Origin of the sequence: Simplicispira sp., assembly GCF_028687295.1 — a bacterium.
Lineage (GTDB): Bacteria > Pseudomonadota > Gammaproteobacteria > Burkholderiales > Burkholderiaceae_C > Simplicispira > Simplicispira metamorpha.
Map to the genome: position 1 here is coordinate 1 of NZ_JAQUAL010000106.1, position 11,183 is coordinate 11,183.

Sequence of the window (11,183 nt, forward strand, 5' to 3'; positions counted from 1 at the left end):
GCCTGTGCAGTCACACCGCTGGCAGGGTTGGTTCCCGCCAGCGGTTTTTTTGTGGATCAGGCAGCGGCGCCAGGGGCTGTGCCGCACGGATTTGCAGCGTTTTAACTACTAAATTGATAGCTGGTAGCGCCCACTGTACGGGCGATAGAGGCCGATTTGACTTGTATTTTTAGCCAAAAAATTGATAGCACACGGCAATCGCTGCCACCACACCGGCCAGTTCGGCCAGCAGAGCGCAGGCCACGGCGTGGCGCGCGCGCTGTATGCCCACGGCGCCAAAGTACACGGCCAGCACGTAAAACGTGGTTTCGGTGCTGCCCTGCACGGTGGCGGCGGCCAGGGCGGCAAAGCTGTCCACGCCCTGGGTCTGCATGGTTTCGATCAACATGGCGCGCGCGGCGCTGCCCGAAAACGGCTTGACCAAGGCGGTGGGCAGCGCCTCAACAAAGCGGGCATCCAGCCCCAGCAGCTCCACGCCCCAGCGGATGGCGTCCAGCACATAGCCCAGCGCCCCCGAGGCCCGAAACACCCCCACCGCGCACAGCATGGCCACCAGATAGGGCAGCAGGCCACGGGCCACGTCAAAGCCCTCTTTGGCGCCCTCGATAAACGCCTCATAGACAGCCACCTTGCGCCAGGCGCCCACGCAGACAAACAGCAGCACCAGCGCAAACAGCGTCAGGTTGCCCAGCAGGGACGACAACTGCGCCAGCGCCGCTGCGCTCAGCGTGGTCAGCAGCGCCATAAAGCCCGCCAGCAGCAGCGCCACCGGCAGCAAATAGGCCAGCACCACCGGGCTGAACAGGGGCAGGCGCTGCACAGCGGCCACGCTCAACAGCCCCACGAGCGTCGATGCCGAAGTGGCGAGCAAAATCGGCAAGAACACCAGCGTCGGGTCGCTTGCGCCCTGCTGCATGCGGTACATGAAGATGGTGACGGGCAGCAGCGTGAGCGACGAAGCGTTCAGCACCAGAAACAAAATTTGCGCATTGGTGGCGGTGTCGGGCCGGGGGTTGAGCGTTTGCAGCGCGTGCATGGCTTTCAGGCCCATGGGTGTGGCCGCGTTGTCCAGGCCCAGGGCGTTGGCGGCAAAGTTCAGTGTCATCAGGCCCAGCGCGGGGTGGCCGCGCGGCACCTCGGGCATGAGCCGGGCAAACAGCGGCGCCAGCCAGTGCGCCAGCGCATCGACGATGCCGGCTTTTTCTGCGATGCGCAAAAACCCCAGCCACAGCGTGAGCGTGCCAAACAGCAGCACCATGACCTCGACCGAGAGCTTGGCCATGGCAAACAGCGCCTCGACCATGGCGGCAAAAATCTGTGCGTTGTCGCCCAGCAGCCACTGGCTGCAGGCGGCGAGGGCGGCGGTGATGAAAAACCCCAGCCACAGGGTGTTGAGCATGGCTTCTTCCTTGAATAGATTTTGGCAACCCTGCGATGGTGGCATGCGCTGGGGGCGTTTGGCGCCAGGTGGTGCCCGGTCGCCGATGGCAGCAGTGCCCGGTAGTGGCGGGTAAAACGGGCGGTTGCATTGGCTTTGACCTGCACATGCCAGTGGTAATCTCCCGGCCTTGCGGCATACGCCCTCTTTGTCAGCAGTGCGTATGCCACCAGCCGCCCCGGCTATCCAAGGGCCAGGGGCGGTACCACACCTGGAAAGACAGAGAACATGGGCGCGCAGTGGAAAGCAAAAGGCAAAGCACAGGTTGCAGATGCCAGAGGAAAGTTGTTTGGCAAGTTGGCCAAGGAAATCATGGTGGCCGCACGCGGCGGCGCTGACCCGGCGGGCAACTCCAAGCTGCGCCTGGTGCTGGAGCAGGCACGCAAGGTGTCCATGCCCAAAGACACGCTGGAGCGGGCCATCAAAAAAGGCGCCGGCATCGGTGTGGAGGCTGCCAGTTTCGAGCATGTGATTTACGAAGGCTTTGCCCCGCACCAGGTGCCGGTGATGGTCGAATGCCTGACCGACAACGTCAACCGCACCGCCCCCGAAATGCGCGTGCTGTTTCGCAAAGGCCAGCTCAGCCCCGTTGCCTGGGACTTTGACCACGTGGGCATGATCGAGGCCGAACCCGCCAGCGCAGGCGCTGACCCCGAACTGGCCGCCATCGAGGCCGGTGCGCAAGATTTTGAGCCGGGCGAAGAAGAAGGCCAGACCCTGTTCATCACCGACCCCGCCGACCTCGATCTGGTCAGCCGCGCGCTGCCTGCGCAGGGCTTCACGGTGCTGTCGGCCAAGCTGGGCTACAAGGCCAAGAACCCCATTGACCCAGCCAGCCTGAGCCCTGAAGCGCTGGAAGAAGTGGAAGCCTTTTTGGGTGCCATCGATGCCAACGACGATGTGCAGAACGTGTTTGTCGGCCTGGCTGGCTGATTCATTTGCCAGCAGCTGGGGTTGGGCCAGTTTGCGGGCCCCTGCCTTGGCCTGATGAATGTTTTCCATGCACAGCCCTACGCTTTTTATCCTCAGCGCCGTTTTGATGGCGTTGGTGAGTACGGTGCTGTGCGCCGTGTGGCATTTCAACAAGCAGATTCCCGGCCTGCGGCTGTGGACGCTTTCTTATAGCCTGGGTTTTTTAGCTTGCCTCAGTTTTTTGGTGCGCGACCATTTGCCTGAGCCCCTGTCCGTGTTGCTGACCCAGGGCACCATGCTGTGGGGGGCCTGTTTGTACCTGTTGGGCTGCATTGCCCATACGGGCAGGCGGCTGGTGTCGCTGCGCCATGCCACCGTTTTCATTGCGGCCCTGATCGGGCTGAACCTGTATTTCACGGTGGTTCATCCTGATCTGCAAATGCGATTCGTGCTGGCGGGCCTGGGCAACGGTATTTTCTTTTTGTTGACTGCGCGCACGCTGGCCTCCGGCGAGCGCCAGCAAGTGCCCATGCGCTATCTGGTGGCCTTGGTGGCAGGCTTGCATGGCGTGTTTTTGTTGCTGCGGCCTTTGCTGTTCAAACTGGGCCCGGTGCAGCCAACGGATGTGGAATTGGTGGCGCTGCTGTCCCAGTTTGTTCTGCTCGAATTCATTGTGGCGCTGGTGTTCATGGCTTTTGGCACCCTGATGCTGGCCAATGAGTTCATCACCAACGAGTTGCGCCACCTGGCAGAAGTCGACCCGCTCACCAGCGTGTTCAACCGCCGGGCGTTTTTGATGTCGCTGGACAAAGCCATCCACCAGGCGCAGCGCACAGAAGCCAGCCTGGCCGTGCTGGTGATTGACCTGGATTACTTCAAGAAAATCAACGACACCTGTGGGCACCAGGGCGGTGATGAGGTGCTGCGCCATTTTGTGCAAATCAGTGCCCAGTGCCTGCGCCAGCAAGATGTGATGGGCCGCCTGGGGGGCGAGGAATTTGCCATTTTTCTGCCCGGCTCCGATGGGGCAGGCGCCCGCACAGTGGCCGAGCGCCTGCGTGCTGCGGTGGCTGCCCGGCCCGCCACCACGCACCAAGGCAGCGTTGCCCTCACGGTCAGCATTGGCCTGACGCTGTGCGTGCGGGGCGACTCATCAGACGCTGCCCTGCGCCGCGCCGACCAGGCCATGTACCAGGCCAAAGAACACGGGCGCAACCGGGTCGAATTCATGGCCCAGGCGCCCGCCTGACGGGGTCGGACGCTGCCGGTCGGCGCCCGATCCTGGTGGAATTTTTACCAAGGAGTTTTCATGCAGTTCGGCTACACCATTCTCTATGTCGAAGACGTGACCCAAACCATTGCCTTTTATGAGGCTGCTTTTGGCTTTCAGCGCCGTTTCATCCACGAGGCGGGTGATTTTGGCGAGCTGGAGACGGGTGCCACGGCCCTGGCTTTCTCATCGCTGCGGCTGATGACCGAGTTGGGCAAGAACCCCCAGCGTGCTTCGGCCAGCGCACCGAGTTTTGAAATTGCCTTCACCACCGCCGATGTGCCAACTGCCGTGCAGCGGGCGGTGGCCGCAGGCGCGCGCCTGGTGCAGGCGCCCGAGAAAATGCCATGGGGCCAGACCGTGGCCTATGTGGCCGATCTGAACGGCGTCTTGGTCGAGCTGTGTACGCCCGTGGCCGGGGCGTGAGCTGGGGCAGGTGATGCCCCATTTTGCTATTAAATAAAGAGCTGCTCGCGCTTATCCAGCGGGCGCTAGGGCCTTATTTGGTGCCAAAAATCCGGTCGCCTGCATCGCCCAGGCCGGGCAGGATGTAGCCGTGGTCGTTCAGCTCGCGGTCGATAGCGGCGGTGTAGATGGGCACGTCGGGGTGGGCTTTTTGCAGCGTGGCTACGCCTTCCGGGGCGGCCAGCAGGCAGACGAACTTGATCGACTTGGGCTGCAGCTGCTTCAGTCGCGCCACGGCCGCAGCGGCTGAGTTGCCGGTGGCCAGCATGGGATCGACCACGATGATGTCGCGCTCGGCCATCTCGGAGGGCATCTTGAAGTAGTACTCCACCGGTTGCAGCGTGTCGGGGTCGCGGTACAGGCCGATGTGGCCAATGCGCGCACCGGGCACTACGTTGAGCATGCCGTCCAGAAAGCCGTTTCCGGCGCGCAGGATGGACACCAGCACCAGCTTTTTGCCATCAATGACCTTGCCGGTCATGGTCTCCAGCGGGGTTTCGACCTGGATGTCTTGCAGCGGCATATCGCGCGTGACTTCGTAGGCCATCAGGGTGGACAGTTCGCCCAGCATGCGGCGAAAGCTGTTGGTGCTGGCGTCTTTGCGGCGCATCAGGGTGAGCTTGTGCTGCACCAGGGGGTGATCGATGACGTGGACGTTGCTCATGGGGAGGGGCAGAAAAAAGGATCGAAAAAAAAGGGCGCTCAGTCTGCCAGAAAGCGCGCGTAACGCGCCAGATCGACGTTGCCGCCACTGATCACAATGCCCACGCGCTTGCCACGGATATCCACGCCGCCGTGCTGCGCGCCTGCAAAAGCCAGCGCGCCCGTGGGTTCGACGACGATTTTCATGCGCTCGGCAAAAAAGCGCATCGCCTGCATCAGGTGCAGGTCGCTGGTGGTCGTGATGTCGTGGCCCTGGCGGCGCACGATGTCAAACACCAGCGGCCCCAGGCTTTGCGCCTGGGCGCCGTCGGCAATGGTGCGTGGCGTGGCAATGCGCACGATGTGGCCGCTGCGCAGCGATTGCTGTGCGTCGTTGGCGGCTTCGGGCTCCACGCCCACCACCTGGCACTGGGGCGCGCGTGCCTGCGCTGCCAGCAGGCTGCCCGCCATCAGGCCGCCGCCACCCACGCCCACGAACAGGTAGTCCAGCCGGGGCACCTCTTCAAACAGTTCCAGCGCCGCCGTGCCCTGGCCTGCAATGACGTGCGGGTGCTCGGAGGGGCCTACCAGCGTCATGCCGCGCTCTTGGGCAATGCGCTGGCTGATGGCCTCGCGGTCTTCGGTGTAGCGGTTGTAGGTGACGACCTGGGCGCCGTATTCGCGCGTGGCGGCCATTTTGGATGCGGGCGCATCTTCGGGCATGACGATCAGCGCGGGCATGTCCAGCAGGCGCGCGGCCAGTGCAATGGCCTGGGCGTGGTTGCCTGCTGAAAAAGCCAGCACGCCGTGGCGGCGCTGCTCTGGCGTGAATTGGGACAGGGTGTTGAAAGCGCCACGAAACTTGAACGAGCCTGCGCGTTGCAGGTTCTCGCATTTGAAGAACAGGTGCGCGTGCAGCAGCCGGTCGGCAGTGCCCGAGCGCAGCACGGGCGTGCGGTGCGCCGGGCCTTGCAGGCGCAGAGCAGCCTGGATGACGTCTTCCGGTACGGGCGGGGGCAGGGCAGGTGGGGTCATGGCGGCATCCTTGATGGCACTCAATACATGGCAGCGCACCACGGCGTGGCTGCATCATGGGTGGCACTGATTATCATGCAAAGAATCGCCTGCCAGCGCTTGTCCTGTGTGCGCTTTCAGCTATGCTTTTTGAAATGGCGCAGCCCTGTCTGTGCCCGCTGCCGGTGGGGTTTTTGGGGGGGGGGCTGCGCCGCTGGCCGCTTTACTCCAGCGCGGCGGCGGGGCCGAAGAACTCGTAGCGCGTCTGTGCCTCGGGTACGCCCAGTTCACGCAGCTGCTGTTTCACGCGCCGCATGAAGGGCTTGGGGCCGAGAAAATACGCATCCACATCGCGCGATGGGGGCAGCCACTGCGCCAGTTGCTCGTTGCTGAGCAGGCCGGTGGCGTGGGGGGCGTCGGTGTTGGCGGCGTGCTCGTCATAAACATAAAAGCGCTGCAACTGGGCATGGCGGGATTGGTGCGCGTCCACCACGTCGCGGAAGGCATGCACTGCGCGGTTGCGCGCAAAGTGGATGAAATGCACGGGCCGCTGGCTGGCCAGGGCCGCATCCAGCATGGCCAGCGTGGGGGTAATGCCCACACCGCCGCTGATCAGCACCACTGGCTTGCTGCCTTCGGCCAGCACAAAATCGCCAGCGGGCGGGAACACGTCCAGCGCATCGCCCACTTGCACTTGTTCGTGCAGGTAGCCCGAAGCCACGCCGCCGGGCTCGCGTTTGACGCTGATACGCAAAAACTGCCCGTTGGGCGCTGCCGACAGCGAGTAGTTGCGGCGGATTTCCTGGCCATCCACCACCAGGCGCAGGCCGATGTACTGGCCGGGCACAAAGCCGGGCACCGCGCCGCCGTCTTGCGGCTCCAGATAGAACGAGGTGATTTCAGCGCTTTCGGCCTCTTTGCGCGCTACCCGGAAGGCCCGCGCACCGCGCCAGCCACCGGGTGCGGCGGCGGTGTCGGCATACACCTTTTCTTCGGCGCCGATCAGGATATCGGCCAGCTGCTGGTAGGCGGCGGCCCAGGCGGCAATCACGGCGTCGGTGGCAATCTCGGCGCCCAGCACTTCCCGGATGGCGCGCAGCAGGCAGCTGCCCACGATGGGGTATTGCTCGGGCTGGATTTGCAGCGACACATGCTTGTGGACGATTTGTGACACCAGCGGGCCCAGGGCTTCGAGCCGCTCGATGTTGCGCGCGTACATCAGCACGCTGTTGGCCAGTGCGCGCGGCTGGTCGCCATTGGCCTGGTGGGCCTGGTTGAAGAAGGGGCGCACTTCCGGGTACTCGGACAGCATGATTTTGTAGAAGTGCGTGGTCAGTGCTTCGCCGCCTGTCTCCAGCAGGGGGACGGTGGCTTGGACGATGGCGCGGTGTTCAGGGCTCAGCATGGGATCGGTCTCCGGTGGTTGAAAAGAGAGCAGTGCCGCCCCCCGCTGCGTGCGAGGTGGGGCGCATGTTCTGCCCATGCTTTCATCAAGATGCGTGCCAGATCAATGCTTGATATAAATCAATGGCTTGCAAGGTTTCCATTCTGAATACAGTCAAAAAGATACTTTGTTAAAGTAGTCAAAAAGACTCTCAAAAGCATCACATTGACTGCCAATCCGATATTGCAAGCCTTGGTGCCATTGCTGGACGATCTGGCGCGCGAGCTGCCCGATGGCGAGCGCTACCGCCGCCTGCTCCAGGCCATGCAGGCCCTGTTGCCCTGTGATGCTGTGGCCTTGCTGCGGCTGGAGGGCGATGTGCTGGTGCCGCTGGCCACCCGTGGCCTGAGCCGCGACACGTTGGGCCGGCGCTTTCGGGTGCAGGAGCACCCGCGCCTGGGCCTGCTGCTGGCCGCGGGTGGCCCCCTGCGCATTGCCGCCGACAGCCCGCTGCCCGATCCCTACGACGGGCTGGTGGAAGGCGTACATGGCCACCTGGAGGTACACGACTGCATGGGCTGCGTGGTGCAAGTGGGTGAGAAGCCCTGGGGCCTGCTCACGCTGGATGCGCTGGGCAAAGAGCGCTTGTCGGCGGTGGACTTGGCCGATGTGCAGGCCTTTGCCAGCCTGGCGGGCGCCACCGTCAGTGTGGTGCAGCGCATGCAGGGGCTGGCGCTGCGCGCCGAGGATGAACGCCAGCGCGCCGACAGCTACCGCGCCCTGGCAGCGCAAACCGCCGCGCCGCCCGTGCTGATGGGCCAGAGCACCGCACACCAGCAGTTGCTGCAAGAAATAGCCAGCGTGGGCGACAGTGCGCTGACGGTGCTGGTCACGGGCGAAACCGGCGTCGGCAAAGAGCTGGTGGCGCAGGCGCTGCATGCAGCATCACCGCGCGCGGCGCGCCCGCTGGTGAGCCTGAACTGCGCAGCCCTGCCCGAAACGCTGGTCGAGAGCGAGCTGTTTGGCCATGTGCGCGGCGCCTTCTCGGGTGCGGTGGCCGAGCGGCGCGGCAAGTTTGAGCTGGCCGATGGCGGCACGCTGTTTTTGGACGAGGTGGGCGAGTTGCCGCTGGCCGTGCAGGCCAAGTTGCTGCGCGTGTTGCAGGGCGGGCAGTTGCAGCGCCTGGGCTCCGACCGCGAGCACCAGGTGGATGTGCGGGTGATAGCCGCCACCAACCGCGAGCTGGCGCAGGAGGTGCGGGCCGGGCGCTTTCGGGCGGATTTGTACCACCGCCTCAGCGTCTATCCGCTGGTGGTGCCACCGCTGCGCGAGCGTGGCCAGGATGTGCTGCTGCTGGCCGGGCATTTTCTGGAGCAAAACCGTTCGCGCCTGGGGCTGGGCAGTGTGCGGCTGGACGCCAGCGCGCGCGCTGCGCTGCTGGCCCACGACTGGCCCGGCAATGTGCGCGAGCTGGAGCACCTGGTGGGCCGCAGCGCACTCAAAGCGCTGGCCGGTTTGGCCACGCGCCCGCGCATCCTCAGTTTGACCGCTGCGCATTTCGACTTGCCCACGCGCCCGGTGGGCATCGCGCCGGGGCCTGCCGCAGCGGCGCCAGACGGCGGTGCCCTGGCGCAGGCCGCAGCGCTGGTGGCCGAGGACTTGCGCAGCTCCACCGAGTCACACCAGCGCCAGCGCATTGCCAGTGCGTTGGCACTGCACCACGGCAACTGGGCCGCAGCGGCGCGCGCGCTGGGTTTGCACCGCGCCAACCTGGTGCGGTTGGCGCGCAGGCTGGGGCTGCCAGCCCAAGGCCCGGTGTGATGCAGGGCGGTTATTGAAGGTAAAAAGTGCCTTCAGACCGCACCAGTCAAGCGCAAGCAGCTATCAAAATAGAATCTTTTTAACCCGTAACCAGCCAGTTTGATGCGGGGCAGTGTTTTGAAAGCCAAAAGTGCCTTCAGGCCCCGCTAATCAAGCGCCAGCAGCTATCAAAAAAGGAGCTTTCGTGGCGCTTGCGCCCCGCCGGTGCAGCGGGGCAGGGCGCCGCCTTCAGCGTCGGCGCCCGCCCAGCAGACTGCCCAATACGCCGCGCAAAATCTCGCGTCCCAGCGTGGTGCCCATGGTGCGCACGGCCGATTTGGCCATGGTCTGGGCCAGGCCATCGCGCTGGCCGCCACGGGGGCCAGTGCTGCCAAACAGCATGTCTTTGAGCCCGCCCATCAGGCCCTCGTCGGCCGCTTGGCCGGGCGCGGTGCCGTTTTTGCCGTTGCCCTCGGGGGCGTTGGCAGAGCGGTTTTTCAGGATTTCGTAGGCCGATTCGCGGTCCACCACCTGCTCATACACACCGGCCACCAGCGAACTGGCGCGCAGCGCCTGGCGTTGGGCGGCATCGATGGGGCCAATCTGGCTGCCAGGGGGCAGCACATACACGCGCTCGGTCACGCCGGGGCGGCCCTTGGCATCCAGAAAGCTCACCAGCGCCTCGCCCACGGCCAGCTCGGTGATGGCGGTTTCGATGTCGAGGCCCGGCTTTTGCCGCATGGTGGTGGCCGTGGCCTTGACGGCTTTCTGGTCGCGCGGGGTAAACGCCCGCAGCGCGTGCTGCACGCGGTTGCCCAGCTGGGCCAGCACGCTGTCGGGGATGTCCAGCGGGTTTTGCGTGACGAAATACACGCCCACGCCCTTGGAACGCACCAGCCGCACAACCAGTTCGATGCGCTCGATCAGCACCTTGGGCGCTTCGTTGAACAGCAGATGGGCCTCGTCGAAGAAGAACACCAGTTTGGGCTTTTCAGGGTCGCCAATCTCGGGCAGCTGCTCAAACAGCTCGGACAGCATCCACAGCAAAAAGGTGGCGTACAGGCGCGGCGAGTTCATGAGCTTGTCGGCGGCCAGGATGTTGACCACGCCGTGGCCTGCGGCATCGGTCTGCATGAAGTCCTGGATGTTGAGCATGGGCTCGCCAAAGAACTGGTCGCCGCCTTGCTGCTCGATTTGCAGCAGCCCGCGCTGGATGGCGCCCACGCTGGCGGCGCTGACGTTGCCGTAGCCGGTGGTGAACTCTTTGGCGTTGTCGCCCACGTACTGGAGCATGGCGCGCAGGTCTTTCAGGTCCAGCAGCAGCATGCCGTTGTCGTCGGCAATTTTGAACACCAGATTGAGCACGCCCAGCTGTGTCTCGTTCAGGTTCAGCATGCGTCCCAGCAAGAGCGGGCCCATGTCAGAGATGGTGGCGCGCACCGGGTGGCCTTGTGCGCCAAATACGTCCCACAGCGTGACGGGGCAGGCCAGCGGCGTGGGCAGCGCAATGCCGCGTTCGTGCAGCGCGTGCGCCATCTTGTCGCTGACATGGCCCGCCTGGCTGATGCCGGTGAGGTCGCCCTTCACGTCGGCCATGAATACGGGCACGCCAATGCGCGAAAAACTCTCGGCCAGCGTCTGTAGCGTGACGGTCTTGCCCGTGCCAGTCGCTCCCGTAATCAGACCATGGCGGTTGGCCAGTGCGGGCAGCAGGTGGCACTCGGTGGAAGGGTTCTTGGCAATCAGCAGGGAGTCGGCCATGGCGGGGGGTACGGAAAAGTAGAATCGGAGGCGTAGATTAAATCAGGATAAGTAAAAGGACTTCCCATGGCCGGACACAGCAAATGGGCGAACATTCAGCACCGCAAGGGTCGCCAGGACGAAAAGCGCGGAAAAATCTGGACGCGCATCATCCGCGAAATCACCGTGGCCGCGCGCGCCGGTGGCGGTGACCTGGGCGCCAACCCGCGCCTGCGCCTGGCGGTAGAAAAGGCCAAGGCGGCCAACATGCCCGCCGACCGCGTCAAATACAACATTGACAAGGCCACCGGCAATGCCGAGGGCGTGAACTACGAGGAAATCCGCTACGAGGGCTACGGCATCGGTGGCGCCGCCATCATCGTGGACACCATGACCGACAACCGTGTGCGCACCGTGGCCGAGGTGCGCCATGCTTTCAGCAAGCACGGTGGCAACATGGGCACCGAGGGCTCGGTGGCTTTCCAGTTCAAGAACGTGGGCCAGATCATTTTTGCCCC

10 protein-coding genes are annotated in these 11,183 nt (G+C 64.3%); 5 read left to right on the forward strand and 5 right to left on the reverse strand.

The features are described from left to right. Positions 1-169 precede the first annotated feature (169 nt). Positions 170-1,399, reverse strand: coding sequence for a spore maturation protein (locus PHX69_RS11665; protein WP_288043849.1), 1,230 nt, complete (start codon positions 1,397-1,399; stop codon positions 170-172). A 267-nt stretch (positions 1,400-1,666) separates the two neighbouring features. On the opposite strand from PHX69_RS11665, the gene PHX69_RS11670 reads away from it, so the two are divergent. From PHX69_RS11670 to PHX69_RS11680, 3 genes are all read left to right on the forward strand, one after another. After that, positions 1,667-2,371, forward strand: a complete 705-nt coding sequence (locus tag PHX69_RS11670; RefSeq protein WP_119012279.1) for a YebC/PmpR family DNA-binding transcriptional regulator — start codon at positions 1,667-1,669, stop codon at positions 2,369-2,371. Positions 2,372-2,438: 67 nt separating this feature from the next. After that, positions 2,439-3,599, forward strand: a complete 1,161-nt coding sequence (locus PHX69_RS11675; protein WP_288043850.1) for a GGDEF domain-containing protein — start codon at positions 2,439-2,441, stop codon at positions 3,597-3,599. Between the two features lie 60 nt (positions 3,600-3,659). Continuing rightward, the gene (locus tag PHX69_RS11680) at positions 3,660-4,046 is read left to right on the forward strand and encodes a VOC family protein (RefSeq protein WP_288043851.1); all 387 of its coding nucleotides are present in this window, start codon (positions 3,660-3,662) and stop codon (positions 4,044-4,046) included. 73 nt (positions 4,047-4,119) lie between these two features. On the opposite strand, the gene upp is transcribed toward PHX69_RS11680, so the two are convergent. The 3 genes from upp to hmpA form a co-directional block, all read right to left on the reverse strand. Further along, on the reverse strand, positions 4,120-4,749 hold the full coding sequence (gene upp / locus PHX69_RS11685; RefSeq protein WP_119012281.1) for a uracil phosphoribosyltransferase: 630 nt from the start codon (positions 4,747-4,749) through the stop codon (positions 4,120-4,122). Positions 4,750-4,787: 38 nt separating this feature from the next. Then, positions 4,788-5,762 (reverse strand): threo-3-hydroxy-L-aspartate ammonia-lyase, encoded by a 975-nt coding sequence (locus tag PHX69_RS11690; protein ID WP_011805145.1) that lies wholly within the window; start codon positions 5,760-5,762, stop codon positions 4,788-4,790. Between the two features lie 202 nt (positions 5,763-5,964). After that, on the reverse strand, positions 5,965-7,146 hold the full coding sequence (gene hmpA, locus PHX69_RS11695; protein WP_288043854.1) for an NO-inducible flavohemoprotein: 1,182 nt from the start codon (positions 7,144-7,146) through the stop codon (positions 5,965-5,967). A 204-nt stretch (positions 7,147-7,350) separates the two neighbouring features. Here hmpA and norR point away from each other — a divergent pair, with 204 nt between their 5' ends. Continuing rightward, a complete protein-coding gene (gene norR, locus PHX69_RS11700) occupies positions 7,351-8,946 on the forward strand; it encodes a nitric oxide reductase transcriptional regulator NorR (protein ID WP_288043855.1) in 1,596 nt (531 codons plus the stop codon). 228 nt (positions 8,947-9,174) lie between these two features. Here the strand turns inward: norR and PHX69_RS11705 are convergent, their stop codons facing one another. After that, a complete protein-coding gene (locus PHX69_RS11705) occupies positions 9,175-10,686 on the reverse strand; it encodes a helicase HerA-like C-terminal domain-containing protein (RefSeq protein WP_288043856.1) in 1,512 nt (503 codons plus the stop codon). Positions 10,687-10,752: 66 nt separating this feature from the next. On the opposite strand from PHX69_RS11705, the gene PHX69_RS11710 reads away from it, so the two are divergent. After that, on the forward strand, positions 10,753-11,183 hold a 431-nt coding region (locus PHX69_RS11710), incomplete at its 3' end, for a YebC/PmpR family DNA-binding transcriptional regulator (RefSeq protein ID WP_288043857.1).

Bases quoted from the DNA above. Each gene is read 5' to 3' on its own strand.
- PHX69_RS11665 (WP_288043849.1), bottom strand. From the start codon at position 1,399: ATGCTCAACACCCTGTGGCTGGGGTTTTTCATCACCGCCGCCCTCGCC.
- PHX69_RS11670 (WP_119012279.1), top strand. From the start codon at position 1,667: ATGGGCGCGCAGTGGAAAGCAAAAGGCAAAGCACAGGTTGCAGATGCC.
- PHX69_RS11675 (WP_288043850.1), top strand. From the start codon at position 2,439: ATGCACAGCCCTACGCTTTTTATCCTCAGCGCCGTTTTGATGGCGTTG.
- PHX69_RS11680 (WP_288043851.1), top strand. From the start codon at position 3,660: ATGCAGTTCGGCTACACCATTCTCTATGTCGAAGACGTGACCCAAACC.
- upp (WP_119012281.1), bottom strand. From the start codon at position 4,749: ATGAGCAACGTCCACGTCATCGATCACCCCCTGGTGCAGCACAAGCTC.
- PHX69_RS11690 (WP_011805145.1), bottom strand. From the start codon at position 5,762: ATGACCCCACCTGCCCTGCCCCCGCCCGTACCGGAAGACGTCATCCAG.
- hmpA (WP_288043854.1), bottom strand. From the start codon at position 7,146: ATGCTGAGCCCTGAACACCGCGCCATCGTCCAAGCCACCGTCCCCCTG.
- PHX69_RS11705 (WP_288043856.1), bottom strand. From the start codon at position 10,686: ATGGCCGACTCCCTGCTGATTGCCAAGAACCCTTCCACCGAGTGCCAC.